The following is a 26,219-nucleotide window of genomic DNA, read 5'->3' on the forward strand; positions in this document are numbered from 1 at the left end:
CGTGCCCGCGCCCCAGCCGATCGACCCGGGACCCTCGGTGATCGAGCCGGTGACGGTGGAGGGCGAGGCGTGACCACTGCGCTCTTCTCCATCGCGGGGGCGGTGGCGCTGCTGGCAGCGGTCATGGTCGTCACGTCCCGCCGGATCGTGCACGCCGCGCTCTGGCTGGTCGTCGCGCTCGGCGCGGTGGCCGGCTGCTTCGGCGCCCTGCACGCCGAGTTCGTCGCGCTGGTCCAGATCCTGGTCTACGTCGGCGCCATCGTCGTGCTGGTCCTCTTCGCGCTGATGCTGACCAAGGCGCCGACCAACCCGCTGCCCGCGCTGACCACCGGCCGCAGTCCGTTCGCGGCCGTGGTCGCGCTGGTCTTCGCGCTGATCCTGGGCGCCGGCGTGGTGCTTGCCTTTGGCAACGAAAAGATCAAGCCCGTGGTGGCCGGTGACGCCGAAGCGGTCGGCAACGCGGTGTTCCGCACCTGGGTGCTGCCCTTCGAAGTGCTCTCGGTGCTGCTGCTGGCCGCCCTGATCGGCGCGATCGTGCTCTCCCAGCGCACCGGCAAGAAGGGCGACTGAGATGCCGATCGTCGTCCCGCTGCTGCTCGCCGTCGCGTTGTTCTGCATCGGCGTGTACGGCGCACTGGCTCGCCGCAACGCCATCACGATGCTGATGTCCTTCGAGCTGATGCTGAACGCGGTCACGCTCAACCTGGTCGCCTTCGACGCCTGGCACGTCGACGGACTCGCCACCGGGCAGACCCTGGCGGTTTTCGTGATCACCATCGCCGCCGCCGAGATCGGTCTCGGCCTGGCGATCATCCTGCTGCTGTTCCGCGGTCACGGCCACGTCGACGCCGACGCCGCCCGCGACCTGGTGGAGCAGCCTGGAGTCGAGCAGTGATCGCCACCGCCTGGCGCGTGATCGGCGTCGGCTTCTCCCTGCTCGTCGTCCTCGCGGCCGGCCTGTTGTACGGCGTCGATCCCCAGCAGAAGTCGTTCGGCGGGACCTTCGTCGGCAACGACGTGTTCATCAACTACGACCTGCGCACCGACGACCTGACCGTGCTGATGCTGGCCATCGTCGGCGTCGTCTCGGCCTGCGTCCAGCTCTACTCGATCGGCTACCTGCACGAACGCGTCGCGTCGTACACGGCTCTGGTCACCCTCTTCACGGCGTCGATGGTGACCGTGGTGGTCTCCGACAGCCTGTTCCTGCTGCTGATCGGCTGGGAACTGATGGGTGCCTGCTCGTACCTGCTGATCGGCCACTACTGGGAACGCCGCGACGCCCGCTCCGGCGCGATGAAGGCGTTCCTGATGACCCGGCTCGGCGACGTCGGCTTCCTGTTCGGCATCTTCGTCCTCGGGCTCGGCTACGACACCTTCACCATCTCCGAGCTGGGCGACAGCCCGATCTCGCCCGGCGCCCTGACCACCGGCACGATCCTGATCCTGGTCGGCATCGTCGGCAAGTCCGCCCAGGTCCCGTTGCAGACCTGGCTGCCGGACGCGATGCCCGGCCCGAGCCCGGTCAGCGCGCTGATCCACGCGGCCACCATGGTCGCCGCCGGCGTCTTCCTGATCGCCCGCCTGTACGACGTGTTCGCGGCCGCCGCGACGACCTTCACCGTGCTGGCCGTGATCGCCTGCGTGACGATGCTGTTCGCCGCCCTCTGCGCGATGGCCGCCGTCGAGGTGAAGCGCGTCCTGGCCTGGTCGACCGTGAGCCAGCTGGCGATCATGTTCGCCGGCCTCTCGCTCGGCACTAAGGACGGCCGGCACGCGGCGCTCTTCCACCTGCTCACCCATGCCGCCTTCAAGGGGCTGCTCTTCCTCTGCGCCGGTGTGCTCCTGCACCAGGTCGGCAGCGCCGCCTTCGTCGTACTGCGCCGCTACGCCCGCCGGGGCATGCTCCGGAAGCGGATGCCGGTCACCTTCGCGACGATGACGGTCGGCCTCGCCGCGCTCGCCGGAGTACCGGGGTTCGCCGGCTTCTTCTCCAAGGACTCCGTGATCGAGGCCGCCTGGGATCACGCCCGGGACGGCTCGACCCTCGGTTGGTTCGTGCTCGTCTCGGTCTGCCTGACCGCCGCGCTGACTGCCTTCTACTGCGTCCGCCTGTGGCTGTGGGTCTTCTTCCGTACTCCGGCCTTGGCCGGCGCGCTCGGCGCGTTCGAGGACGACGACCCGATGGCGGATCTCGAGGAGCCCGACTCCAGCAAGCTGCGGGACGGGAACTGGCTGATGCTCGCGCCGCTGATCCTGCTGGCGCTGGGCGCGATCGGGCTCGGGTACGCCGATGGCGTGCACATCAGCTGGCCGATCGCGCTGGTGACGACGGTGCTCGCGCTGTTCGGCGCTCTTCCGGCGTACTCGCTGTGGCAGCGCGGGGCCGACCCGCGACCGGTCTTGCTGGAGCGCGAGTTCGGGCTGGATTCGGCGTACCAGCGGGCGTTCGTCGGACCGGTGCAGTGGCTGGCCAAGCTCGCGGTCGGCGGCGATCGGGATGTGATCGGGGCTTACGTGCGGGGGATCGGGCGGACCGGAGTACTGGCTTCGGCTGGGTTCCGGAAGTTGCAGACCGGCAATGTGCAGACGTATCTGACGGCCGCGGTGGTGGGCGTGGTGGCGCTGGCGATCCTGGCTGGGGTGATCGGCTCATGAGTTATCTGCTGATCGCGCTGCTCGCTGTGCCGGCGTTGGCCGCCGCGATCTTGTGGGCGCTACCCGCAGGCCTTGGCGACCGAGTGGCGGCGATCGTCGGCTCGGTTGTGTCGGGTCTGGTGCTGGTCGGCTCTGCGGTGCTCTGGTGGGATCTGATCCGGCCTCGAAGCGGCCCTGTGACCCTGGGCCTTGCTGCGATCGGGGATCTCCCTCGGACGCTACCCGGCAAGGTCAACGCCTACGCCGAAACCGACGTCTCCTGGATCCCCGCCCTCGACGTCCGCTTCCACCTCGGCGTCGACACCATCTCGCTCCCACTCATCGCCCTGACCGCGCTCCTGGTCTTCCTCTGCTGCCTCTACTCGCTCAAGATCACCCCGCGCGCCGGCCGCACCCGCTCCCTGATCGCGCTGCTGCTGGTGATCGAGACCGGAGTGATCGGCACCTTCGCCTCCCTCGACCTGGTGCTGTTCTTCCTGTTCTTCGAGGTCGTGCTGATCCCGATGTGGCTGGTGATCGACATCTGGGGCGACGACCACGACGCCCCCGGCCGGCGCCGCGCGGCGACCACCTTCGTGCTGATGACGGTGTTCGGCTCGGCGCTGATGCTGCTCGGCTTCCTGCTGATCCATCGCCAGGCCGGCACCTTCGACCTCGAAGTACTCGGGCGGAGTCCGGTCGCCGGCGGGCACGGGATCGCGCTGGCCGCGGCTTTGCTGATCGCGGTCGGGTTCGCGGTGAAGATGCCGCTCTGGCCGCTGCACATCTGGTTGCCCGACGCCCACGCCAAGGCGCCGACGGTCGGCTCGGTGCTGCTCGCCGGAGTCCTGCTGAAGCTCGGCAGCTACGGCATGATCCGGATCCTGCTGCCGGTGCTGCCCGACGCGACCGCCACCATCGCGCCGTACCTGGCCGGGTTCTCGACCGTCGCGATCATCGCCGGCTCGCTGGCCTGCCTGGCGCAGACCGACCTCAAGCGGCTGATCGCGTACTCCAGCGTCGGCCACATGGGTTTCATCGGCCTCGGCATCGCCACCATGTCGCCGGAGGGCCTGTCCGGCGCGCTCTACGCGAACATTGCCCACGGCATCATCACCGCGCTGCTGTTCTTCCTGGCCGGGGCGATCAAGGACCGGCACGACACCAGCGACCTGCGGGTGATCGGCCGGGCCCTGTACGCCCGGCTGCCGCGGATCGGCGGGCTGCTGACCTTCGCCTGCCTGGCGTCGCTCGGGCTGCCGGGGCTGGCCGGGTTCTGGGGCGAGATGCTGATCCTGCTCGGCGCCTACCACCCGGGCGATTCGTTGCCTCGGACAACGTTCTTGGTGCTGATGGTGGTCGCCGGGCTGGGCGCGGTGCTGACCGCGGCGTACTTCCTCAAGCTGGTCCGGCAGCTCAACCAGGGTGATCCGGCCGAGCATCCGGCCGCCGCCTTCGCGGTGGACGTGAGCCGGATCGAGCTGATCACCTGGGTCCCGCTGGTCGTCCTCACCGTCTTCCTGGGCTTCTGGCCACCCTTCCTGCTCGACCAATGGACCTTCCTATGACGATCACCTGGACCGACTGGCAGGCGACCGCGGTACCGCTGGTACTCGCGCTCGGCGCTGTCGCAGTACTGCTGATCGACGGGTTCTGGGCCAGCGGCAGCAAGCAGCTCAAGCACTGGGTGATCACGCTGATCAGTGGGGGCGTGATCCTGTTCGGGCTCGCCTTCGTGGTGGCCCAGCGAGACGGCTACAAGGCCGCCTTCTGCCGGTTCGCGGTCGAGGGTCCGGCCGAGTGCAGCCTGGTGATCGAGCCGCTGACGATCGGGTTGTGGGCGGTGCTGCTGATCGGCGGGCTGGGGGTCGTCGGGCTTTCGTCGTACCGGCTGCTGGCTGCTGACATCCCGGTGGGGGAGTACCACTTCCTGCTGCTCAGCGCGCTGGTCGGCGGCACTGTGCTGGCGGGTGCTCGTGATCTCGCGACCGTGGTGATCGCGCTCGAAGTGGTCTCGCTGCCGAGCTTCGCGATGGTCGCGCTGCGCCGCGACCGGCGCGGTTCCGAGGCGGCGCTGAAGGCCTTCCTGGTCTCGGTGCTGTCGACGGCCGTGATGCTGTTCGGCATCTCCTACCTGTACGGCGTGACCGGGTCGATCTATCTGCAGACGATCGCGAACCGGCTGCCGGGGATCGACCCTGATCTGCACCGGGTCGCCTTCGCTGCCGGGCTGTTCGTGATCGTCGGTTTCGGCTTCAAGATCGCGGCTGTGCCGTTCCACGGCTGGCTGCCCGACACGTATTCCGGTGCGCCGGTCGAGGTCACCGCGTTCCTCGCTGTCGTGTCGAAGTCAGCCGGCGTGGCCGGACTGCTCGTGCTGGTGACCTACGGGCTCGCGCCGTCTGGTTCCGAGCTGCGGCTCGTCGTCGCTGTGCTGGCGGCCGTGACAATGACCGTCGGCAACCTCGCTGCCCTGCGTCAGGTCGAGGCGATCCGGCTGCTCGCGTGGTCGTCGATCGGCCAGGTCGGCTTCCTGCTGGCGCCGCTCGCGGTGGGCGATGCGCAAGCTGTCGTTGGGTACTTGGCGGCGTACGTCGTGGTCACGCTCGGCGCCTTCGGTGCAGTCGCGGTGGTGCAGCGTCATCGCCCCGGCGGTCTGCTGCTGTCGGACTACCGAGGCATGGTTCGCTCGGAGCCCGGTCTCGGGGTGGCCCTCGTCTTCTTCCTGGTGGTGCTCGCGGGTCTCCCGCCGGGGCTGGCCGGGCTGTTCACCAAGTTCGCCGCGTTCCAGGCGGTCATCGACGCGCACTACGGCTGGCTGGCCCTGGTGATGGCGCTGAACGTGATGATCGGCCTCGCGGTCTACCTGCGCTGGATCGCCGAACTCTTCAAGCTGCCCGCCGACGACCCGTTCTCGGTCGACATCGAGACGCCGGCGGTGACCGTCATCTCGCTGTGCGCGGGCGCGGCCGTCGTGCTGTCGGTGCTGCCTGGCGCGTTGTTTGCCTTGGTCAACTAACTGGCCTGTTGCGGTCAGCGGTCTCCGTCGTGATGCCGTGCGTCCTACGGTCGATGGGTGAGAGCTCATCGGGTGGTCGGGGTGGCGTTGGTACTGGTCCTGAGCGGGTGCTCGGGCGGTGAGTCCGCTGCGCCGCCGCCGGCTGTCGCGACCTCGACTCCTGCGCCGACGGTGACGCCGACTCCGACGGCCGCGCCGACGCCCAGCCCGCAGTTGGTGGCTTGGACGGGGGCGATCTGCGGCGGAATCAGCAAGCTGGCCAGCGAACAGTCGCAGGCCCGGCAGACGGCTCAGCTGGTGAAGGAGCCGCGGGTCGCCTCGCTGGTGGCGCAGACCTACCTGATGGCCCAACCGGCGGGAATCCGGCTGATCGCCTACGACTTCGCTGGAGTCGGGTCGGCCGGCAACGCTGCGGCGGATCGCTTGGCGGCGCAGTACAAGGCTGCGGTGAGCAAGGTGACGCCGAAGGTAGTGGCTCTGGTCGGCGACTCGGGGCTTCAGCGTGGTGAGTCGGATCTGGTGCGCCTGACCCGTCAGGTCGCGGCGCTGATCCTCTCGGTCAAACCCGCCGGGCCCGATCTGCCGGCCCTGGTCAAGAGCGACCCGATGATCGCCCTGGCCTATCGTCAGTCGGCTGCCTGCAAGGGCCTCACGCCCATCGCGCCGCCGACCACGCCGTTGCCGGCTGCCGCTGACGGTCAGAACTACCAGGCCTGCGCGGACGGCAACTGCGAAGTACTGGTGAAGAAGTCCGCCAAGTTCGCCGTCAAGGGCAAGCTGCTGACCATCACCGTCGTCGACGGCGCGGTCAGTGTCAGCAACCGCGAGGCCGACGGCGGTGGCTTCACCACCGGGTTGTCGCTTGACGGCAGCAGTAGCTGGGGCACGGCCGGTGCGCTCACCTCAGGCAAGCTCACCGGCCTCAACGCCAGTGCCGCTGTCGTTCAGCTCACGAGCAAGTAGTCAGGACTTGGTCGCGAGGTACAGCCGCAGGATCGTGTCGTAGTCGATCAGCTCGAGCTCCGGCGTGGTCTCGGCCGGGTTCTCGCTGGTGGCGAGAACGAGCAGTTTCCGCGGTTCGGTGATCTCGACGCCGTACTTCGTCTTGGCGAAGTCCTGGTTCGCGGAGCTCTTGAAGTACTCCGCGTACTCCGCGACGCGCTGCTGCCCGTCAGCGGCAGTGGTGGAGCGGCGACGCTTCTTGCCGTCCTTGCCCGTCTCCAGCAGCGGCAGCGCGAGGTCGCCGACGATGTGGCTGCCGTCGGCACGCTCGAGGATGAAGTCGGGCGTGACCGCAGTACCGTCCTCGCGCTCCAGCACCGGCTCACGGACCAGCTGGGTCGCCTCGAAGGCGCCGAGCAGGATCTCCTCGTGCTGCTGCAGGAACTCGCCCACAGTCGTCTTGTGCAGCCCGTGCTGGTACGTCGCGGCGAACGGCTCGGCCTTGAGCAGCGGCTCCACCTGCCCACGCGGTACTGCGAGGGTGCCGACCGGGTCGAGGTGCGGCGCCTGGTTGACCAGCTGCTGCAGCCACTCGCGGTACTTGTCGGCCGGTTCGGAACGGTGGATCGCGATCGCCAGGAAGGTCCAGCGGATCCGCACGGACGACTCCGTGCTGGCCACCAGCAAGACGCGCTCCAGCGCCGAGTAGTTGCCCGGGGCAAACCCCAGCAGCTTGTTCTCACCGGTGCCGACCAGCTCGCGCCCGACCATCCGCTGGATCCCCGGGAACCGGCTCTCCAGCGCAGTACGGCCGAGCTCGGTGGCGATGGTGGCGTCCTGGTACCGGTCGTCGGTCTTCAGCACCACTACCGGACCCACGGCCGGATCGGCGCCGAAGTACTCGTCGATCCCGACGGCCTTCTGCTTGCGCACCTCCAGCGACCGGAACTCACGACTGATGCCGACCAGCTCCAGGATGTTCCAGTCCGGCGTCTCGGTCAGCACCAGCTGCCGCGGATACAGCAACGGCCCGACCAGCTCGCGCCCGTGACTCCCCGGCAGGTGCTCACTCACGCTCTTGAGGTGATCCCCCCAGAACTGACTGTTCACCTTCACGAACTCGGTGGGTTTCATCGCCCGCTGTCTCCTCGCATCTCGGCCAACCCGACTCAACCAGCAACCCCCGGCTGCCCCACCAGTATTCCCTGCCCCCACCACGAAACAGCCCCCGACCGCATCGCTGCGAATCGGGGGCTGAATCAGCTCCGGTGGCGGGTGCAGGGTTCGAACCTGCGTAGGCAGAAGCCGGCAGATTTACAGTCTGCTCCCTTTGGCCGCTCGGGCAACCCGCCAGGGTGCTGCCGGTTCGTGAACCGGCGTGAGAGACGATACAACAGACAGTGCCCCTGACAGCAAATCGATAAGACCGGCTACCTCAGAAAGGACGTGCCCATGGCATCGGAGTCCTCGTTCGACATCGTCAACAAGGTCGATCAGCAGGAGGTGGACAACGCCGTGAACCAGGCGGCGAAGGAGATCAGCCAGCGCTTCGACTTCAAGAACGTGGGCGCGGAGATCAAGCTGTCCGGCGAGGCGATCGACATGCAGGCCAACACCGAGGAGCGCTGCAACGCGGTCCTCGAGGTACTGCGGGACAAGCTGGTCAAGCGGCAGATCTCGCTCAAGGGCCTGGAGGTCGAGGAGCCCAAGCTGTCCGGCAAGATCTACAAGCTGCAGGCCACCATCAGCGCCGGGATCAGCCAGGAGAACGCGAAGAAGATCTCCAAGCTGATCCGCGACGAAGGCCCCAAGGGCGTCAAGGCGCAGATCCAGGGCGACGAGCTCCGCGTCTCCAGCAAGAGCCGCGACGACCTGCAGGAGGTCCAGTCCCTGATCAAGGGCCAGGACCTCGACTTCGCCGTCCAGTTCGTCAACTACCGCTGACCTGACCCTCGTGCCGGACTTGCGTGGGTGGATCAGGGCGGACTTCGGTCTCGACGTGACCGAACTCACCCAGGTCCACCACGGCGCCGATGCCGCCGCGGAGGTCTGGCGAGCCGACCAGTACGCGGTCAAGTGGAGCTCCGGCGGTACTACGGCGTCGTACGAGGTCACGGCATATCTGGCCGAGGTCGGTGTCCGTGGAGTGCCCGCACCGCTACGGACCCAGGCCGGTGACCTCTGGAGCGAGCGAGCCGGCAAGCGCCTCTCGCTGACCCCCTGGATCGACGGGGCACGCGCAGCCGCCACTGGGCTCACACAAGCCCAGTGGACCGCGTACGGCGTACTGCTGGCTGAGGTGCATGCGCAGGAGGTGCCGGCCCGGCTCCAGCAGCTGTTGCCGCCCCTCAACTCCGCCAACGCCCGCATGCCTGCCTTGACTCGCCAGCTGGACCACAGGCTCACCACCCAGCCCCCAGCAGACGCTGTAGAGGCCGAGCTAGCCAAGACCTGGCTAGCTCACCGGGAGCTGATCACCGCCCTCGCAGAGCCCCGCACGCCACCACCAGGTCGCCCAGTGATCTGCCACGCAGACCCTCACCTCGGCAACGTCCTGGTCACCCCCGACCAGCTCCACCTGATCGACTGGGACGACGCAGTACTCGCCCCCATCGAACAAGACCTGCTCTTCCTACTAGGCGGCATGGGCACCCTCGGCCCCACCACCCCAGCCGACGAAGCAGCCTTCTTCACCGGCTACGGCCCAGCCGACCTCGACGCGACCCGCCTCACCTACTACCGCGCCGCCCGAGCCCTGGAAGACGCCGCCCTCTGGGCCGAACAAGCCCTCACCGGCCCCGACCGCGAAGCCTCCCTCGGCCACTTCCAAGCCGTCCTCAGCCCCAACGGCCTCGCAGTACTGGCTGTTGGCTAGGAGAGATATAGCAGCCGGCTGTCGGTCCTTTGCTGCATGATTCAGGGCATGGCTACTCAGAAGGTGTTCGGGCACGTGCCTGGCGTGGCTGTGGGAACCGAGTTCCGCTCACGGGTTGAGGCCGCAGAGGCAGGTGTGCACCGGGCGAGGCAGGCAGGTATCACCGGCAACGGCGCCGACGGCGCTGAGTCGGTGGTGGTATCTGGAGGTTACGAAGATGACCGGGACTACGGCGACGAGATCATCTATACCGGGCACGGCGGCAAGGACGCCAACACCGGACGCCAGAACAAAGATCAGTCACTCGACTCACCTGGCAATGCCGCACTGGTGACTAGTGCCCTCACCGGCACACCAGTACGAGTAGTGCGCGGAAGCCATCACTCCCCTTACGCTCCGCCATCCGGCTATCGCTATGACGGCTTGTTCCGGGTCGAGAGCTGGTGGATGGAAGAGGGGCTGAGCGGCTTTCGGGTCTGTCGCTATCGGCTGATCGAGTTGACTGACAACCCGCCGGCCAGGACCGGATTCGAGATCCTGCCACCTGCGCCGGCCGGCACCGACACGCCAGGTCGTCGCAGTTCGACAGTGCAGCGCGTGGTGCGCTCAGGCACAGTGTCGGAGTACGTCAAGAAGCTTCACAACCACACCTGTCAGATTTGCGGACTGCGGCTAGCAGTCCCTGGCGGTGCGTACGCCGAGGCGGCCCATATTCGGCCAGTAGGTCGACCACATGACGGGCCGGATGTCCCGGATAACGTGCTCTGCCTCTGCCCGAACTGCCATGTCCTGTTCGATTTCGGCGCGGTATCAGTCTCCGACGATCTGGTTGTCACTCACCCGGACGGCGATAAGCCGCTGATCTCGCATCCGAAACACCCGACAAACCTCGAACACTTCCGCTACCACCGCGAGCATGACCGCAGCTGACTTCTGCTAGCGCGCAGCAGGTGTGGCGCTTCCCGCCCGTACTGCGCGGGGTGCGCCGCCCAGTTCTCGGTGGCAGGTTTTGTTGAAGGCTTGGAGGTCCGGGATGCCGACAGTTGCCGCTACTGCGGGGATGGACAGGGTCGACGAGACCAGCAAGTGCCGCGCGCGGGCCATGCGTCGCTGGCGGATGTAGGCGACCACTGTCAGGCCTGTCTCCGCGCGGAAGAGGCGGGTCAGGTGGTTGTGGGAGATGCCTGCGGCTGCGGCCAGGGTGGGCACGGTGAGGGTGCGGGCCAGGTTGGCTTCGATGTAGGTGATGGCGGTCGCTACTGCCGAGTGGCCGGCAGATGCGCCGCCTTCGGTGAGGGGAGCCGATAGCTGGGCTACTCGCCACAAGGCGGCCCAGACCTCGGCTACTACGCGCGCGGAGCCGCTGGGGGAGGCGCTGATGGCTGAGCGGAGCATGTCGGAGAGCACCGGGGCCGTCGTACCGGCGTCCTGGACGATCGGCACGTACGACGGCTCGCCGGTGACCCGGGGGCGGAAGTGCACGAACAGGTGTTCCGAGCGGCCCCGGTAGTCGAACTGCACCTGGGTGTCGGCGGGGGTCAGGCTGACCGAGCCCGGCGCGACCGGGTACGTCGTACCGCCCATCGTCAGGTTGGCCGAGTAGCCGTAGAGGTGGAGCTGCCACAGGTCGGGCAGCCGGAAGACGTCTCGCAGGCCACGCACCCCGTGCACCCCGACGCCGACGTTGACCAGCTCGGGCGGCTCGGCCAGGTGCAGCGGGATCATAGTGAGAAATTACCACTAGTGGTGAACACAGCCCATGCAAACGAACGCCGCGAATACCTAACCTGAAGGAGTAGAGACCACTAGTCGCCCCGAGAGGGAGAGACATGCCCCACCCGCATCGCAAGAACCTCCTCAGCTCCGTCCAGATGGCGAGTTTCGTCGCCACCGGCGCGTTCCGCATGGACGCGGTCGTTCCCGACGAGATGAACCAGCAGGCCCTCGAGGTGCTGGAGAACGGCATTCCGGGCGTCCCCTACGGCACCCCGCTGTCGGAGGCGTTCGTGGACAGCGAGTTCGTCCAGCGGCTGGTCCAGTTGCCCGAGATCGCCGGCGCCATCCACAGCTTCGTCGGCCCCGAGCCGGCCGTCGACCACCACGCGGTGCACATCCGCAAGGCGCACGAGGGTGAGGCGCAGAACCTGCACGGCGACGCGATCATCGACGTCCGCGAGGACGCGTTCGACGTCCAGTTGATGTACTACCCGCAGGAGGTGACGCTCGAGATGGGCGGCACCCTGAGCGTCCCCGGCAGCCACCTGCGCCGGACCAACGAGTCCGACACCGGCCGGTACCAGAACCTGCTCGGCCAGACCCGGCTCACCTGCCCGCCCGGCACGGTCGTCTTCCTGCACCACGGCATCTGGCACGGCGGCCGCAAGAACGACAGCGCGATCGACCGCTACATGTTCAAGATCCGGTTCAACCCGACCGTCCGCCAGGTCCGGCTGTGGAACACCGAGGACCTGTACGACGACGCCGTCGCGGCCGAGCTCGGCCAGACCTTCCCCTGGTACGAGAACGCCACCGGCCGGCTGGAGATCTACAACCGGGTCAAGTTGTGGCAGGCCCTGACCGGCGATGACACCTACGACCCGGACTATTGGGTCACCCGGGTCTCGAACCGCCCGCGTCGCGTGGTCGCCCAGCGCAGCCTCAACCCGCACGCAGCGAAGAAGGAGATGGCATGACGGTCACCCCCGACCAGACCAGCAGTACGCAGGCCGCCGGTCAGCAGGTCCGCCAGCAGGTGCTGGTGCTCTACCTGGCCTCGTCCGCGCTCGACTCGCGCACGGTCGGCTGGTCGACGTACGACGGGACCGGTGCGACGTCACCCACCACGGGTGACTCCGACGTCCCGCCGTACGCCAGCGGACTCGACGCGCTCAAGGACGGCTGGCGGCTGTTCCAGGCCGCGCAGCTGCTGCCGCCGCAGCCGGGTCACGAGTACGACGTGTCGTTCCTCAAGCACGAGTTCTTCTTCGAGAAACTGGTCACTCAGTAGGGCAGGACACAGACCGGTTTCGGCCAGTCCAGCGGCGTCCCCGTTGCGGTGAGGGCGCCGCTGCTCTGGTCGACGGTGAAGACCGCGATCGTGTTCGAGCGCTCGTTCGCGGCGTACAGCTCGGTGCCATCCTTGCTGAAGGCGAGGTGCCGCGGCCAGGTCCCACCGGATCCGATCGTCTGGATCAGCTCCGCCTCGAGCCCTTCGGCGCCGGTCTCGAAGACCGCGATCGTGTCGTCGCCGCGGTTGGAGCTGTAGACGAACCGGCCGTCCGGCGCCACCAGCACCTCGGCCGGGAAGCTCTCGCCCTCGGCGTCGTCGGGACGGGTCGAGACACTCTCCACGACCGCCAGCTTGCCCTCGGAGTGGCTGAGCACGGTCAGCGTCGAGTCGAGCTCGTTGACCAGGTACGCCGCGTGGCCGCCCGGGTGGAAGACGAGATGCCGCGGCCCGGCTCCCGGGTGCACCTGCAACCGGCTCACCTCGGCCAGCCGGCCGTCCGCCGAGAGCGTCGAGACGTAGACGGAGTCGGTGCCGAGATCGATGTCGAAGGCAAACGATCCGGACGGGTCGAAGGTGACCTGGTGAGCGTGCGGGCCCTCCTGGCGGTCCGGGTTCGGGCCGGTGCCCTCGCGCTGCAGGATCTGGCTCGGGTCGCCGAGCGAACCGTTGTCCTTGATCGGGTGGATCGCGACCGACCCGGAGCTGTAGTTGGCCGACAGCAGGAACTTGCCGGTCGGGTCGATCTCCAGGTGGCAGGGATGCGCGCCACCGGTCGGCTGGTGGTTGAGGAACTCCAGTGCGCCGCTGTCGGCGATCGCGAAGGCGCTGACCCGGCCCGCCTCCAGTTCGTTGGTCGCGTACAGGAACCGGCCGTCGGCAGAGATGGTCAGGAACGACGGGTCCGCGCTCGCCGCCACGACCTGCAGTTCGTCCGCCGTACCGAACCCGATGCCTTCACCTCCACCCTCCTGGGTGGTGTAACTGCCGACATAGATCTGCTCCGAGGTCATGTCCCTACCCTGCCAGCTAACTCAACTTCGTGACACCGGCCTGCTCGTAGGCTCACCTCATGGACACCGCCGCCTTCCTGCAGCGCATCGGCGTCGCAGCACACCCGGAGCCGAGCGTCGAGGCGCTCTTCGAGCTGCATGCCGCCTTCGTCGACCAGGTGCCGTACGAGACCGTGCAGTACCAGTTCGGCCGCGGCGGCCCGATGGATCCCGAGCAGGTCGCGCAGCGGATCATCGCCCGCGAGTCCGGCGGCTACTGCTTCCAGCTGAACGGTGTCTTCGCCCACCTGCTGACGTCCCTCGGGTACGCCGTGACGATGCACCGCGGCGGCGTCCAGACCGCCAACCGTCCGGCCGTGGTGGACGGCAGTCACCTGGTGCTGACGGTCGTCCTCGACGACGAGACCTGGCTGGTCGACGTGGGACTCGGCGACGGTCTGCTGACCCCGATGCCCTTGCAGGTAGGTGCGAAGGTCCGTCAGGAGCCCTTCGGCCTGGCGCTGCGCAGATCGGACCTCGTCGACGGCTGGCGCCTCGATCACGACGCGCGCAGCAGCCTGACTGGCGTCGACTTCGAGGCCGCACCTGCTGCCTTCGCTGATTTCGAGGCCCAGCACAAACAGCTCTCTTTGTCGCCGGAATCACCGTTCGTCCGCACCTGCTCGGCATTTCTGCGCCGGGCGGACAATATCGCGGTGGTCCGCTCGGTCGGCTTCACCCAAACGTACGCCGACCGAGTGGACAACCACATCATCGAGAACCAGTCAGAGTACTACGAGATTCTCGCCGACGTCTTCCGGCTACCGCTGCCACATTTCTCTCCCGCCGACCGGGACGCATTGTGGCGACGGGTCTGGACGCAGTACGAGAATTTCCTGGCGACTCAGTAGATCGTCCATTTCTGTTCGGCGCCGTTGCCGCAGGTCCAGTGGATCAACCTGGCTGACTGGGCCTGGGATCCACCCGGTACGGCGAAGCAGGTGCCGCTGCCGTTGTTGTGCAGCCTGCTCTTGCCGTCCTGGGACCAGCGCTGCCGGGCGCTGCCGTCGCAGGCGCGCTGAGTGACCGCGCCGCCGCTGCCGCCGTCCGCGGTCAGGCACTTCGCCGACGCGATGTTGTGGAACACGTAGATCGGGTTGTCGTAGACGTCGAAACCGAGGAACTCCTGGTCCCACTGCTGTTCCGTGCCGCCGCTGCAGGTGTACTGAATAGCCTGGACAACGGCAGTGCTGCCACCTCCGATCGCCACACACTTCTGGCTGATCTGACTCCTGATATGGACATTCACCACATCAGCCTGCGAGGTGCCGGCATGAGCCGGTGCAGCCAGTCCGGCACCCGCCAAACCGGCTGCCGCGGTGACCGCAAGTAATCCGGCGATTCGCTTCCGAAAGTGCATTTTTCCTCCGTTGTCGTCTATCCGGAGCCACAGGAAATAAGACCCGGAACTGCGCGTCAACGGCACAAAAAACATCTGCAGCTTGTTGCGATCGACGCAACACAACGGCTCATCGCGACAGTGGCAGCTGCCCCAACGCGGAGACGAGGGCCTTGCGGGCGGTGGGGGAGAGGTCGGCGGTGAGCGCGTCGACCCGGTCGGTGAAGGCGGTGTGCGCCTCGTCGGCGAGCGCGTGACCGGCAGGGGTGAGAGCGATCTGGCAGGCGCGGCGGTCGCCGGGGTACGGGTTGCGGGCGACCAGGGCGCGGCGCTCCAGCCGGTCGACCATGCTCGTCAGGCTGGAGCGCTCGATGCTCAGGATGTGGCTCAGGTCCGTCATGCCCTGCGGGCCGGCCAGCAGCACGCAGAGCAGGTGGGCCTGCTGGGGAGTGAGGCCCAGCGGGCGGCTTGTCTCGGCGTACAGGTCCTGGAGGACGTGCATCAGCCGGACCAGGGAACCGACCAGTTCCGTGTCTGTCGTCGTCGCCACCACTCCACTGTACGGACTGTTGGTGCTTCTGATAGTTAGGAGACCTAGTATTTAGGTGTACGAACTATCTAGGAGGCAGACGATGACAGTGCAGTTCGGCTACGGCTCACCCGCGAACGTTCGCGCCGCGGCCGAGATCGTCCGGCTGGCCGAGCAGGCAGACCGCGACGGGCTCGACCTCTTCTCGCTCTCGGACCACTCCTATCTCCCCGACCTGCTCGACGCCTACGCGACCCTCGCCTTCCTGCTCGGCCGCACCACCCGGATCTCCGCGCTGGCGAACGTCACCAACCTCCCGCTGCGCCCGGCGCCCGTTCTCGCCCGGACGGCGTCCTCGCTGACCGCGATCTCCGACGGCAGGTTCGTGCTCGGCCTGGGCGCGGGCGGCGCGTGGGACAAGATCGAGACGATGGGCGTCGAACGGGTCCGGCCGGGGGAGGCCGTCGAGGCGTTCGAGCAGGCGATGGTCCTGGTCCGCCAGCTCTCCGGCGGCGGCCCCGGCATCACCGACCCGTACTACGGCGTAACCGCGCTCGCGCCTTCCCAGGTCGCCGCCCCGCCGATCTGGACGGGCTCCAACGGCCCCAAGTCACTCGCCGCAACAGGTCGCCAGGCCGACGGCTGGATCCCGGGGCACTCGGCCGACTGGCTCAGCGAGCCGTATCGCCAGGCCCGCCCGATCATCGACGAAGCGGCTCTGTCCGTCGGCCGCAAACCGTCCGACGTCGCCACCATCTACAACTTCCCCGGCCGCGTCACCGCACAACCGCTCGCCCAGGTCCGCAACGCCGACGGCCGTTGGATCGGCGGCTCCCCGGCCCAGTGGATCGAAGAACTGACCAGCGCTGTTCTCGATCACGAGGCCGGCGGTTTCATCCTGTTCCCCACCGGACCGGACTCGTTCGAAACCAGCCTCAGCCGCTGGTCCCAGGAGATCGTCCCCGCGGTTCGCGCGGCGATCAGCTGATCTGCTCGAGCTCCTCGTCGGACAACTCGAGCGCGCCGGCGGCGATGTTCTGCTCCAGATGCGCAAGGTTGCCGGTGCCGGGGATCGCCAGGACGTTGGGGCTCTGGTGCAGAGTCCAGGCGAGACGGAGTTGCTGTTCCGACACCCCACGAGCCTCGGCAACAGCCCGTACTGCGGTCGCATCGCCGCCGCTCGGCGTACCGGCGATGGCGGCGAACGGCACGAACGCGACCCCGCGATCCGCGCACAGGCGCAGGAAGGTGTCGTCCTCGCGGGAGTCGATCGCGTAGCTGTTCTGGACGCAGACCACCGGCGCGATCCGCTCGGCCTCGTCGAGGTGTCCGGGGCTCACGTTGGAGATGCCGAGGTGCCGGATCAGGCCGGCGTCGCGCAGCTCGGCCAGCCAGCCGAAGCGTTCCGCCAGGGATTCGCCGGGTTTGTTCATGATCCGCAGGTTGACCACGTCGAGGTGGTCGCGGCCGAGCCGGCGAAGGTTCTCCTCGACCTGGCCGCGCAGCTCGGCAGCCGTGGTGGCGTTGTAGAAACCGCGGTCGGGGTGGTCGCCCGGCCCGACCTTGGTGGTGATCACGAGGTCCTCCGGGTACGGCGACAGCGCCTCGCGAATCAGGTCGAGAGCCGGGCCGTAGAAGGCGGCCGTGTCGAGCTGGTTCACGCCTAGCTCGATCGCGCGACGCAGTACCTGGATGGCTACCGCAGGATTCGCCGCCAATCGCATGGTGCCGAAGCCCATTCGGTGGACGGTGAGGTCGCCGAGCGTCCAGGTCCCCGCGGCGGCCGCGGTCAAGTCGTTGGAGGGCACCGAGCGACCCTATTCCTCGATCGCGCCGCCGACACCTCGAAGGTGCTCGCGGAAGGTCAGCGACGGACGCTCCCTGCGAGCCGCGAGGTAGGCGGCGAAACCGACCTGTTGGCGCAGCGAAGTACCGGAGCGGATCAGGTCGGCCTGCTTGCGTTCGGTCGCCTGGATCGACTCGGCGAGGTCGAGCAGTTGGTCGACCCGGTCGGCCGGGATGAAGATGACGCCGTCCTCGTCACCCAGTACGACGTCCGCGCTGGTGACCGTCCACTCGCCGATGGTGGCGGACTCCAACGCGTTGTCCGGCAGGGGATCGAGGCGAAGTGGGCCGGTCGGCATCGCGCCGAGACTGTAGACCGGCAGGCCGATCGCCTGGATGTCGACGGTGTCGCGGTGCAGACCCCACACGACCAGACCGGCGACGCCGGCCGCCTGTGCCTCCAGCGCTACCAGGTCGCCGACGCACGCCTCGTCGCGCCGGGCGCCGTTGTCGACGACGAGCACGTCGCCTGGTTCGGCGGTCTCGAACGCCTCCAGGAAGATGTCGACGCTCCCCACATGCCGCGCCGGCAGTACCCGGCCGGCGACGCGCCCCGAGGTGACGGGGACCAGCGACACCGTCCGCACCGGCATCCCGGCCCGCAGGCAGGCGTCGGCGACGTGAGCGGTGGTCAGCTTCTCGAACCGCTTCAGCAGATCAACCATTTCCTGACCTTAGTACTGGAGGAAGTCGGCGATCTGCGGGAGTGGCGGGTCGTAGCCGTCGCTGGTGTCGACGGCCAGTATCGGGACCGGGAGGTTGATCGGGTCGAAGGCGTCGTGGGCGTTGCGCCAGGTGTCGGCGGGCCGGTGGCCGTCCTCGTGGGCCTTGCGGTGTGGGTTGTCGGTGGCACGGGTGGTGATGCGCTCGTACGCGACCTCCGCGGCAACCGTGCAGTGGATGATCCGCAGGTCGGCCATCCCCAGGAACGGCGTCAGGCCGGGCCGCCAGACGCGATCCTGGAAGGCGGCCTCGGCGACCATCGTCGTGCCGCGGCCGATCAGCAGCCCGATCACGTCGAAGAAGGTCGCGAGGGTGCGCATCGTGAGCGGATCGCCCGGCCCCGGCACGAACCCGGGGGTCGCGTGCGCCATCCCCTCCTTGATCTCGTCCCGGCAGATCGCGGGACAGCCGACCGCGGCGGCGACCTGGTGCGCCAGCGTGGTCTTGCCACTTCCAGGGGGACCGCTGACCACGATGAGCATGGGCTTCGACATCTCACGCACCTTAGTCCGAAGCTGACCGGAGGCTGTCCGAATCTGGCTGGACGCGGCGCGTCCGCAGTACGCACGATGGCTCGGTGACCACGTACTCCGCAGTTCGCACCACCGGCATCTACTGCCGTCCAGGCTGCGGGGCCAAACCGCTCGCGGAGAACGTGCAGACCTTCGAACTCGCCGCTGCCGCCGAAGCTGCCGGCTACCGGGCCTGCCTGCGCTGCCGCCCGTACCGCGTCGCCGGCACGGTCGCCGACGAAGCCCCCGAACTCGTCTGCCGTGCCGTTCAGTTGATCATCACCGGCGTCCTCGACGATGCCGACGAGACTGCCCTGGCGGCTCGGCTCGGGCTGTCGGCGCGCCACCTCCGACGGATGTTCAACGACCACCTCGGCGTCACGCCTGACCAGTTCGCCCGCTCCCGTCGCGCGCACTTCGCTCGCCGTCTGCTGGACGACTCCGACCTCACGATCGCCGACGTCGCGTTCGCGTCGGGCTTCGGCAGCCTGCGTCAGTTCAACCGCGCGATGCGGGAGATCTTCCGGTCGACACCTCGCGAGCTGCGCGACCGGCGGCGCCGTACCGATCGTCTCGCGGCCGACGGCGGTCTCGTACTGCGGATGCCCTACACCCCGCCCTACGACTGGCCGGCGATGCTCGCTTACCTCGCCGCCCACGCGATCCCCGGCGTCGAGTCGGTGACCGACGGCGTATATCGGCGCACGATCGCCCTCGACGGCGATCCCGGTCTGCTCGAGATCACGGCCGGCGGCGCTGATCACCTGCTGCTCCACGCCCATCTCCCTTACTGGGAAGGCGTGATCCACGTCGTCGAGCGATCCGCGCAACTCGTCGGCCTCGAATCCGAGCCTGTCCTCGCGACCGCTCAACTCAGCGGCGACCCGGTGATCGGTCCGCTGCTCAAGGCCCGCCCGGGGCTGCGGGTGCCCGGTGCCTGGGGTCCGTTCGAGGTCGCCGTTCAGGCCGTGGTCCGCGACCAGTCGCCCGCCGACGCCGACGAGATCCTCGCCCAGTTGGTGGAAGCAGCCGGTACTCCGGTGGCCGGCCTCGGCCACGGGCTCACCCACGCGTTTCCCTCGGCGGAAGCCCTGCTGACGCACTCCGTCAGCAAGACGATCACCCTGCTTGCCCAAGAAGTTGCTGCAGGCAACCTAAGACTGGAGGTCGCCGAGCCGCTCGAAACGCTCGTCCCGGCACTCACCAGCATTGACGGCATCAGCGAGGCTGCCGCTCATCACATCGCCCTTCGGCTGGGCGCCCGCGACGCCTTCCCGGGCGAGCCCGCCACCGGCTCCGAAGCCTGGCGCCCGTGGCGGGCCCTCGCCTATCTGCATCTAACGCAATAGCTCGTTGTGCTTGCCGAAGTTGCCTGCTGCCACCAATGCGTCGTAGGTGCCGGTGGCAAGCAGCTCTGCCGCAGCGGCAGCCGCCAGACCGTAGGCACCTGCGCTGATCGCCGGGCCCACACTGATCCGGGCCACACCCAACGATGCCAACTCGTTGATGGTCGGGGCGCCCGCGCCGGTCATCACGTTCAACGGAAGTGGCGATCCGGCAACCAGCTCACGGATGGTCTCGGCGTTGACCACGCCTGGTACGAACAGCACGTCCGCCCCGGCTTCGGCGTACAGGCGGGCTCGCTCCAGCGTCCCGCTGCCGTCGCCGAACAGGTGGGTGTCGGTGCGCGCGTTGATCACCAGGTCGATGCCTGAGGCAACCGCGGCCTCCCGGGCGGCGGCGATCCGCTCGGCCAGGATCGCCGGATCGATCAGCTGATGCCCGACGCTGTCTTCGAGGTTGATGCCGACGACACCGATCTCGATGACCTCGGCAATCGTCTGCCCGACCTCGGCCGCTGTCTCGCCGTACCCGGACTCGAGGTCCGCCGTGAGCGGCACGGAGATCACCCGCGCGATCCGACGCAGTACGGCGAGCGCCGCGGCGCGGGTGAGACCACCCGCGTCCGCGACTCCTTCTGCCCACGAGACCCCGGCGCTCGTCGTCGCGACGGCCTTGGCGCCGGCCGCCTCGATCGCCCGCGCCGACCCGGGATCCCAGGCGTTCGGCAACACCAGCGGCCCATTGGTATGCAGTGCCCGAAAAGCCTGGGCCCGTGCCTGCGCCGATCGGTCGGAACTCATACCGCGACCAGCAACTCGTGGTCGATCTCGACGAACTCGACGATCAGCTCCGCGAACTGGCCCGCGATCAGTTCCTTGTACGCCGCCGAGCCGGTGTGCGCGTCGTACGCCGCCTGGTCGGCGAAGTGCTCCACGAACAACAGGTAGTCGGGCTGCGCCGGGTCGCGGTAGACCCGGAACGACAACGTGCCCTCCTCCTGCCCGGGCCCCTGCGGCGCGAACGCGCGCACGAGCTCCTCGGCCCTCGCCTGGTTGCCGGTCTTGAGGTGGATAGGAAATACCTTGGCCAACACTGTGCTGTCCTCCTGATCGATGGGAGTCAAGATTCCCCCGCGCGGCAGGCCCGGGTCTGGCCGTATTCGGTCATGATCCTAAAATCCGAATCGTGAGACGATATGTCTCATTCAGCAAGATCTGTGATTATCCTGAGCCTTATGAGCAACGTGTACACGCACGGCCACCACGAATCCGTACTGCGCTCGCACAGCTGGCGGACCGCCGAGAACTCTGCCGGCTACCTGCTGCCGCACCTGCGTCCCGGCCAGTCGCTGCTCGACATCGGCGCCGGCCCCGGCACCATCACCGCCGACCTCGCGCGGCTGGTGCTGCCCGGCCGGACCACGGCCCTCGAAGCCAGTGCGAGTGCGCTCGACATCACCCGCGCGACCTTCGCCGACCTGGACGTCTCGGTCGACTTCGTGGTCGGCGACGTCCACCACCTCGACCTGCCCGACGACTCGTACGACGTCGTTCACGCGCACCAGGTGCTGCAACACGTCGCCGACCCGGTCCAGGCGCTCCGCGAGATGCGCCGGGTCTGCAAGCCCGGCGGAATCGTCGCAGCCAGAGACTCGGACTACCAGGCCTTCGCCTGGTTCCCCGAGTTGCCTGAGCTGGACGAGTGGATGACCCTCTACCAGCGGATGGCCCGCGCCAATCGCGGCGAACCGGACGCCGGTCGTCGCCTGCTGTCCTGGGCGCTGGACGCGGGTTTCACCGAAGTCGACGCCACCGCCAGCAACTGGACCTTCACCACCGACGAGGACCGCGCCTGGTGGGGCGGCATGTGGGCCGACCGAGTTCTTCAGTCAGCTATGGCCACCCAAGCGCTCGCTGCCGGCGTTCCCCAGGAGACCCTCGACCGGATCTCCGCCGCCTGGAAAGCCTGGGCCGCCGACCCGGCCGCCTTCATCTCCCTGCTGCACGGCGAGATCATCGCCACCGCCTGACTCAGCTGGCCAGGACCACCAGATAACCGTCAGGGTCGCGGAGCCAGAGCTCGTCGTGGCCGGCGTTGGGGTTGTGGTGGACGTCGGTCTGGATGGTGGCGCCGGTCGACCTGGCCCGATCGGCCGCCGCCTCCAGCGCGTCGACCTGGAACCACAGAGCCACCCCGTTGCCGACCGGCAGCGCGGGATCGCCGATCGTGCCGTGGTGATGGCCGACCTCCAGCTTGTGGAGCTGCAGGACCATCTCCCCGTCGACCACCAGTTGCTCGTACTCCGCTCCGCCGTGGCCGCTCGCCGCGCCCAGCACAGCGCAGTACCAGGCGCTGCTCTTCTCGACGTCGGTCACGGCGATCATCGGCTGCGGTCTCACGGAAACGGTCATGCCGACCACACTAGGAGCCGGTGGCGCCACCGGTCTTGAAGGAATGGGAACGCTGCCGCGACACCTCGTAGAGCACTGCCGTCGCCGCGTTGGCCGCGTTCAGCGAGCTTGCCGACCCGGTCATCGGGATCCGCAGCAGGTGGTCGGCCAGCTCCTTCCAGGCACTGCTCAACCCGGACGTCTCGTTGCCGATCAGCAACAGCGTCGGCCGGGTCAGGTCGAAGTCGAAGATGTCCGCCTCGCCGTGCTCGTCGGTGCCCACCACTACGATCGGCGTCCCGGCGGCCCGTTGCGCCGACACCCACTCCATCACCTCGCGCTGCGACGGCACCCGCACGGCCGGTACTGCGAACAGCGACCCGGTGCTCGCCCGCACCGCCTTCGTGTCGTACACGTCCGCCGCATGCCCGGTCACGATCAGCCCGTCGGCGCCGAACGCGTCGGCCGACCTGATGATCGACCCGATGTTGCCCGGCCCGGTCGGCCGGTCGAAGACCACGCCGAGAAAGTCCGGACCCACCGTGATCCGGTCGAGGTCGTCCGCGGGCATCTCCACCACGGCGATCAGCTCGGGCGGCGTCTCGTCCTTCTCGCCCAGCTCGGCGAGCAACTCCGGCGCCATACTCACCAGCTCGGCCCCGCGCTGGGTCTGCAGCAGCTCCGCGGCCCAGCGCGACAGCGGCCGCTCGGCGTCGTGAATCAGGGTGCGGATCGTCCAGCCGTGCTCGATCGCCAGGTTGATCGGCCGCACTCCCTGGACCAGGAACTCCCCGGCCCGCAGCCGCTTGTTCCGGTTCGTCAGGGTCGCCTGCCACACCTGGAACCGGGCATTCCGACTACTGATCCGCTGCGCCGCGGGCATCGATCCTCCGTCTGGTCAGCCGAACGAACCCCCACAGTACGAGGCTCGGCAGCCAGACCAGCAACAGCCACGGGGTCCACCACCACCAACCACTGACCGCCGACGGCGCAGGTTGCTGCTCCGCGACGAACGGCCGCGCTGTCGCGGACCAGGCCACGAAGGCGTCGCCGATCGGGACCTGCCCCAGTGCATACCGTTTGGTTTCCAGCCCACTGAGCGGTACGCCGAGCAGCTCGCCCTCGCGCTGCAACACCCCGGCCAGCGCATCGTTCTGCACGCGTGCCGCCCCGAGCGCGACGGTCGTCGCCGACAAACTGACGCCGAAGATCAGCGGCCCGGAGTCGACGTCGCCCACCCCGCTGATGCCCTTCGGGTACTCCCTGACCGCCGGCCCTAACCCGGTCACGAACTTAACCCGGTAAAGCTCGTACTGCGACCGCGCGAACGCTGGATCGATCTCCAGCAGGAACCGGTGGATCATCGTCTGCGAAGTACCGCGGGCGCCGGAGCTCACCGGAGTCACCTGATGCGGCATCAACCCGGTCGCGGGATCGAGCCGGGTCTTCACCCCGGCAACCCAGCGCGTGATCGTCGGCTGGAAGCGTGGGGTCGCCAGGTGGTCGTACAAGGCCAGTGATGCCATCGCCACGGTCGAGTCGACCGGCCAGGATTGTCCCGGATACGCCTCCAGATAAGGCGTCTCCGACGCGTCGAATGCTTTCGCTAATGCTGCCGAGACCTTTGTGTACTCCGTGAGGTCGCGCTCTGCAGCCGGCTGCAAACTCAAGATGCCGCCGCGCAGCCAGTTGGTCCACCCGGCGTGGAAGACGCCGTACTCGGGAGCCAGGTCGCGGGCGAAAGGTGCTGTCCCGGCGGCGCTGTTCAGCCGATCGAGCGACCACTTGGCCTCCCGCACTGCCTCCTGCCGGCGATCTGGGTCAGCCATCCCGACCTGGATCCAGGACAACCCGTAGAGCACGTTGAGGAAGAAGAAACCCTCCGGTTTCAGGCCCTGCGCAGCCTGATCTGCCCCGCCGCCGAGGGCGCCTTTGAGGAACCGCAGCTGCTTGACCGCGCCGTCCTCGGGCGCGCCTCGCGGGCCGATCAACCGCGCGGTCCCCACCAACGACAACAGACTCGCCAGCACAGCGATCCCGATCAGCAACTTCCGCAGCACTCGAACTCCCCCTACGGCTTGGTCCCTGAACCGTAGGGGTTCGCCGAGGTCAGCCGACGAACTGGATCAGCCCGAGGGTGTTCCCGTCGTCATCAGTGGTGGTGGCCAGGCGCTGGGTGTCGCTGGAGACGAGCTGGGGATCGGTGGTGTTGATCCCGGCGCCGGACAGCGTGGCCAGCGCGGCGTCCAGGTCGTCCACGGTGAAGTTGACCGAGGTGTGGCCGGCGCGGCTGGGGTCCTGGAAGACCTGGACCACGCCGAGGTCGCTCAGGTGCCACTCGGCCAGGGTGTCCATCGGGCGCTGGTCCGCCGGCCGGCCGAAGAACGACTCGTACCACCTGGTCGCCGAGTCGAGTTCCCGGACCGGAATCACCGCGAGCACTGCCTTGAACGTCACTTGACCCTCACCTCTCGGGGGCGACCGCCCAGGCTGGGCGGTTCTCTCCCTGAGACGTCGGTGCCCAGAAGTCGCCCTCGACATGCCTTCCGGGTGGTCAGGTCAGTTTGCGGCCGAGGAAGTCCCGGATCAGCGCGGCGATCTCGGTCACGTTGGACTCGAGCGCGAAGTGCCCGGCGTCGAGCAGGTGGATCTCCGCGTCCGGCAGGTCGCGCTGGAACGCCTTCGCCCCGGCCGCCGGGAAGATCTCGTCGTTCGCACCCCAGGCGCCGAGCAGCGGGACCTGGCTGGTGCGGAAGTACTCCTGGAACTTCGGGTAGAGCTCGAAATTCTCCAGATAGGTGCGGAGCAGATCGAGCTGGACCTGCTCGGCGCCCGGCCGAGCGAGCAGTGACAGGTCGTGCTGCCAGGCGTCCGGGCTGAGCAGGGTCTGGTCCTCGACACCGTGCTGGTACGCCCACTTGACCAGCTTCTCGGTCTGCATCTCGGCCGCCGCTTTCGCGTTCTCCGGCGTCGGGTCCGCGTCGTACGCGACGACCGCCGCCCACATCTCCTCGACGTACCCGTCCAGGTAGGCGTTGCCGTTCTGGGTGATGATCGCCGTGATCCGCTCGGGGTGCTGCAACGCCATCCGCCAGGCGATCGGTGCGCCGAAGTCCTGGACGTAGAGCGCGTACTGCGTGAGACCGAGCTTCTCGGTGAGGCCGGTGGTCAGCGCGGCCAGCGCGGCGAAGCTGTACTCGAAGGAGTCCGCCGACGGCATCGCCGAGTAGCCGAAGCCGAGGTGGTCGGGGGCGATCAGGTGGTACCGGTCCTCGAGCAGTGGAATCAGGTCGCGGAACATGTGCGAACTGGCCGGGAAGCCGTGCAGCAGCAGGAGAACCGGCGCGTCGGCGGGTCCTGCCTCGCGGTAGAAGAGCTGCTGTCCATCGACCTCGACGGTCCGGTGGTGAACGGTCATTGCCTAACCCCTTTGATTGCTTTATCTGGTTACAGCGCCTTAGTGAAGCCGACCCGGGTGTAACCTGTCAACATGGTTGATCCGGTTATGTCCGATGAGGCGCTGTTGCTCGAGCTGCTCAACTCGGCGCCGATCGTGGATGGCGTGCCGACGGATGAGTTGCGGGGCGCGGGTGCGACGAGGTGGCTGCGGGCACGCGACATTCCCGGTACGCCGTCGGTGGCTCGGGAGGTTCGCGACGCGATCTCCGGCGTCGTGCGAGGTGTGGAGTCGGAGGCCGGGCTGCAGCGGTTTCTGATCGACGTGCGGCGGGTGCCCGAGGTGGGGGAGTCGGGTGTGGAGTGGCGGCTGGTGGGCGCGCGGTTCGGGGCGCGGATGGTGCTCGCCTGGGATCAGGCGCAGGTCCAGGGGCGGTTGCGGGCGTGCGAGAACGATGCCGAGTGCACCTTGTTCCTGATCGACCGGAGCAAGGCGAACGCGCGGCGGTGGTGCTCAATGTCGTCCTGCGGCAACCGGCTGAAGGCCCGGCGGCACCAGGCGCGCGTACGGAGTACCGGCTAGGCCGGGGCGTGCGGCTTGCCGGCTAG

31 protein-coding genes and 1 tRNA gene are annotated in these 26,219 nt (G+C 68.1%); 16 read left to right on the plus strand and 16 right to left on the minus strand.

Annotated features, from left to right (window positions below; translation table 11 throughout):
- Positions 1-69: 69 nt before the first annotated feature.
- From AB0P21_RS16565 to AB0P21_RS16590, 6 genes are read left to right on the plus strand one after another with little or no spacing between them, the layout of a single operon-like run.
- Positions 70-570, plus strand: coding sequence for an NADH-quinone oxidoreductase subunit J (locus tag AB0P21_RS16565; RefSeq protein WP_363697443.1), 501 nt, complete (start codon positions 70-72; stop codon positions 568-570).
- Position 571: 1 nt separating this feature from the next.
- Positions 572-895 (plus strand): NADH-quinone oxidoreductase subunit NuoK, encoded by a 324-nt coding sequence (nuoK, locus tag AB0P21_RS16570; protein ID WP_363697445.1) that lies wholly within the window; start codon positions 572-574, stop codon positions 893-895.
- Complete coding sequence (locus AB0P21_RS16575) at positions 892-2,658, plus strand: proton-conducting transporter membrane subunit (RefSeq protein WP_363697447.1); 1,767 nt, start codon at positions 892-894, stop codon at positions 2,656-2,658. Before nuoK ends, AB0P21_RS16575 begins: the two co-directional genes overlap by 4 nt.
- On the plus strand, positions 2,655-4,205 hold the full coding sequence (locus AB0P21_RS16580; protein WP_363697449.1) for an NADH-quinone oxidoreductase subunit M: 1,551 nt from the start codon (positions 2,655-2,657) through the stop codon (positions 4,203-4,205). The genes AB0P21_RS16575 and AB0P21_RS16580 overlap by 4 nt, the downstream gene beginning before the upstream one ends.
- Positions 4,202-5,656 (plus strand): NADH-quinone oxidoreductase subunit N, encoded by a 1,455-nt coding sequence (locus AB0P21_RS16585; protein WP_363697451.1) that lies wholly within the window; start codon positions 4,202-4,204, stop codon positions 5,654-5,656. The genes AB0P21_RS16580 and AB0P21_RS16585 overlap by 4 nt, the downstream gene beginning before the upstream one ends.
- 57 nt (positions 5,657-5,713) lie before the next feature.
- Positions 5,714-6,619: a hypothetical protein gene (locus tag AB0P21_RS16590; protein ID WP_363697453.1), complete on the plus strand. Its 906-nt coding sequence runs from the start codon at positions 5,714-5,716 to the stop codon at positions 6,617-6,619.
- On the opposite strand, the gene AB0P21_RS16595 is transcribed toward AB0P21_RS16590, so the two are convergent.
- Positions 6,620-7,732, minus strand: coding sequence for a hypothetical protein (locus AB0P21_RS16595; RefSeq protein ID WP_363697456.1), 1,113 nt, complete (start codon positions 7,730-7,732; stop codon positions 6,620-6,622).
- 135 nt (positions 7,733-7,867) lie between these two features.
- A tRNA-Tyr gene (locus tag AB0P21_RS16600) sits at positions 7,868-7,950 on the minus strand.
- A gap of 100 nt (positions 7,951-8,050) precedes the next feature.
- Between AB0P21_RS16600 and AB0P21_RS16605 the strand changes: the two genes are divergently transcribed.
- The 3 genes from AB0P21_RS16605 to AB0P21_RS16615 are packed head-to-tail and all read left to right on the plus strand — an operon-like array spanning position 8,051 to position 10,403.
- Positions 8,051-8,542 (plus strand): YajQ family cyclic di-GMP-binding protein, encoded by a 492-nt coding sequence (locus AB0P21_RS16605; RefSeq protein ID WP_363697457.1) that lies wholly within the window; start codon positions 8,051-8,053, stop codon positions 8,540-8,542.
- A gap of 10 nt (positions 8,543-8,552) precedes the next feature.
- Positions 8,553-9,473, plus strand: coding sequence for an aminoglycoside phosphotransferase family protein (locus AB0P21_RS16610; RefSeq protein WP_363697458.1), 921 nt, complete (start codon positions 8,553-8,555; stop codon positions 9,471-9,473).
- 48 nt (positions 9,474-9,521) lie between these two features.
- On the plus strand, positions 9,522-10,403 hold the full coding sequence (locus AB0P21_RS16615; protein WP_363697459.1) for a YDG/SRA domain-containing protein: 882 nt from the start codon (positions 9,522-9,524) through the stop codon (positions 10,401-10,403).
- 6 nt (positions 10,404-10,409) lie between these two features.
- On the opposite strand, the gene AB0P21_RS16620 is transcribed toward AB0P21_RS16615, so the two are convergent.
- Positions 10,410-11,198, minus strand: coding sequence for an AraC family transcriptional regulator (locus tag AB0P21_RS16620; RefSeq protein ID WP_363697461.1), 789 nt, complete (start codon positions 11,196-11,198; stop codon positions 10,410-10,412).
- A 104-nt stretch (positions 11,199-11,302) separates the two neighbouring features.
- Between AB0P21_RS16620 and AB0P21_RS16625 the strand changes: the two genes are divergently transcribed.
- Positions 11,303-12,166, plus strand: coding sequence for a phytanoyl-CoA dioxygenase family protein (locus AB0P21_RS16625; RefSeq protein ID WP_363697462.1), 864 nt, complete (start codon positions 11,303-11,305; stop codon positions 12,164-12,166).
- Positions 12,163-12,480: a hypothetical protein gene (locus tag AB0P21_RS16630; protein WP_363697464.1), complete on the plus strand. Its 318-nt coding sequence runs from the start codon at positions 12,163-12,165 to the stop codon at positions 12,478-12,480. The genes AB0P21_RS16625 and AB0P21_RS16630 overlap by 4 nt, the downstream gene beginning before the upstream one ends.
- Here AB0P21_RS16630 and AB0P21_RS16635 read toward each other — a convergent pair.
- Positions 12,474-13,493: a lactonase family protein gene (locus AB0P21_RS16635; RefSeq protein WP_363697466.1), complete on the minus strand. Its 1,020-nt coding sequence runs from the start codon at positions 13,491-13,493 to the stop codon at positions 12,474-12,476. The genes AB0P21_RS16630 and AB0P21_RS16635 overlap by 7 nt on opposite strands.
- A gap of 59 nt (positions 13,494-13,552) precedes the next feature.
- On the opposite strand from AB0P21_RS16635, the gene AB0P21_RS16640 reads away from it, so the two are divergent.
- Positions 13,553-14,383, plus strand: coding sequence for an arylamine N-acetyltransferase (locus AB0P21_RS16640; protein WP_363697467.1), 831 nt, complete (start codon positions 13,553-13,555; stop codon positions 14,381-14,383).
- On the opposite strand, the gene AB0P21_RS16645 is transcribed toward AB0P21_RS16640, so the two are convergent.
- A complete protein-coding gene (locus tag AB0P21_RS16645) occupies positions 14,377-14,892 on the minus strand; it encodes an RICIN domain-containing protein (RefSeq protein ID WP_363697468.1) in 516 nt (171 codons plus the stop codon). The genes AB0P21_RS16640 and AB0P21_RS16645 overlap by 7 nt on opposite strands.
- 109 nt (positions 14,893-15,001) lie before the next feature.
- Positions 15,002-15,421, minus strand: coding sequence for a MarR family transcriptional regulator (locus tag AB0P21_RS16650; RefSeq protein WP_363697470.1), 420 nt, complete (start codon positions 15,419-15,421; stop codon positions 15,002-15,004).
- An 82-nt stretch (positions 15,422-15,503) separates the two neighbouring features.
- On the opposite strand from AB0P21_RS16650, the gene AB0P21_RS16655 reads away from it, so the two are divergent.
- The gene (locus AB0P21_RS16655; protein ID WP_363697472.1) at positions 15,504-16,388 is read left to right on the plus strand and encodes an LLM class flavin-dependent oxidoreductase; all 885 of its coding nucleotides are present in this window, start codon (positions 15,504-15,506) and stop codon (positions 16,386-16,388) included.
- On the opposite strand, the gene AB0P21_RS16660 is transcribed toward AB0P21_RS16655, so the two are convergent.
- From AB0P21_RS16660 to AB0P21_RS16670, 3 genes are read right to left on the minus strand one after another with little or no spacing between them, the layout of a single operon-like run.
- Entirely contained in the window at positions 16,381-17,208 is an 828-nt protein-coding gene (locus AB0P21_RS16660) for an aldo/keto reductase (RefSeq protein WP_363697473.1), read from the minus strand. The two genes, AB0P21_RS16655 and AB0P21_RS16660, sit on opposite strands and share 8 nt — an antisense overlap.
- Before the next feature lie 9 nt (positions 17,209-17,217).
- Complete coding sequence (locus AB0P21_RS16665; RefSeq protein WP_363697474.1) at positions 17,218-17,910, minus strand: RraA family protein; 693 nt, start codon at positions 17,908-17,910, stop codon at positions 17,218-17,220.
- 9 nt (positions 17,911-17,919) lie between these two features.
- Positions 17,920-18,462: an AAA family ATPase gene (locus AB0P21_RS16670; protein ID WP_363697476.1), complete on the minus strand. Its 543-nt coding sequence runs from the start codon at positions 18,460-18,462 to the stop codon at positions 17,920-17,922.
- A gap of 83 nt (positions 18,463-18,545) precedes the next feature.
- Between AB0P21_RS16670 and AB0P21_RS16675 the strand changes: the two genes are divergently transcribed.
- The gene (locus tag AB0P21_RS16675; protein ID WP_363697477.1) at positions 18,546-19,829 is read left to right on the plus strand and encodes an AlkA N-terminal domain-containing protein; all 1,284 of its coding nucleotides are present in this window, start codon (positions 18,546-18,548) and stop codon (positions 19,827-19,829) included.
- Here AB0P21_RS16675 and AB0P21_RS16680 read toward each other — a convergent pair.
- Positions 19,818-20,624, minus strand: coding sequence for an isocitrate lyase/phosphoenolpyruvate mutase family protein (locus tag AB0P21_RS16680; protein WP_363697479.1), 807 nt, complete (start codon positions 20,622-20,624; stop codon positions 19,818-19,820). The two genes, AB0P21_RS16675 and AB0P21_RS16680, sit on opposite strands and share 12 nt — an antisense overlap.
- Complete coding sequence (locus AB0P21_RS16685) at positions 20,621-20,917, minus strand: antibiotic biosynthesis monooxygenase (protein ID WP_363697481.1); 297 nt, start codon at positions 20,915-20,917, stop codon at positions 20,621-20,623. The genes AB0P21_RS16680 and AB0P21_RS16685 overlap by 4 nt, the downstream gene beginning before the upstream one ends.
- A 141-nt stretch (positions 20,918-21,058) precedes the next feature.
- Between AB0P21_RS16685 and AB0P21_RS16690 the strand changes: the two genes are divergently transcribed.
- Entirely contained in the window at positions 21,059-21,853 is a 795-nt protein-coding gene (locus AB0P21_RS16690; protein ID WP_363697482.1) for a methyltransferase domain-containing protein, read from the plus strand.
- Between the two features lies 1 nt (position 21,854).
- Here AB0P21_RS16690 and AB0P21_RS16695 read toward each other — a convergent pair whose 3' ends face one another.
- From AB0P21_RS16695 to AB0P21_RS16715, 5 genes are all read right to left on the minus strand, one after another.
- On the minus strand, positions 21,855-22,235 hold the full coding sequence (locus AB0P21_RS16695) for a VOC family protein (RefSeq protein WP_363697484.1): 381 nt from the start codon (positions 22,233-22,235) through the stop codon (positions 21,855-21,857).
- Positions 22,236-22,245: 10 nt separating this feature from the next.
- Positions 22,246-23,097 (minus strand): TrmH family RNA methyltransferase, encoded by an 852-nt coding sequence (locus tag AB0P21_RS16700; protein ID WP_363697485.1) that lies wholly within the window; start codon positions 23,095-23,097, stop codon positions 22,246-22,248.
- Positions 23,072-24,274 (minus strand): hypothetical protein, encoded by a 1,203-nt coding sequence (locus AB0P21_RS16705; protein ID WP_363697487.1) that lies wholly within the window; start codon positions 24,272-24,274, stop codon positions 23,072-23,074. Before AB0P21_RS16705 ends, AB0P21_RS16700 begins: the two co-directional genes overlap by 26 nt.
- A 49-nt stretch (positions 24,275-24,323) precedes the next feature.
- Positions 24,324-24,671, minus strand: coding sequence for a VOC family protein (locus AB0P21_RS16710; RefSeq protein WP_363697488.1), 348 nt, complete (start codon positions 24,669-24,671; stop codon positions 24,324-24,326).
- 97 nt (positions 24,672-24,768) lie between these two features.
- Entirely contained in the window at positions 24,769-25,632 is an 864-nt protein-coding gene (locus AB0P21_RS16715) for an alpha/beta hydrolase (RefSeq protein WP_363697490.1), read from the minus strand.
- Positions 25,633-25,704: 72 nt separating this feature from the next.
- Between AB0P21_RS16715 and AB0P21_RS16720 the strand changes: the two genes are divergently transcribed.
- Positions 25,705-26,193: a CGNR zinc finger domain-containing protein gene (locus AB0P21_RS16720; protein WP_363697492.1), complete on the plus strand. Its 489-nt coding sequence runs from the start codon at positions 25,705-25,707 to the stop codon at positions 26,191-26,193.
- Positions 26,194-26,219: the final 26 nt, after the last annotated feature.

The organism is Kribbella sp. NPDC056861 (assembly GCF_040687575.1).
Taxonomy (GTDB): domain Bacteria; phylum Actinomycetota; class Actinomycetes; order Propionibacteriales; family Kribbellaceae; genus Kribbella.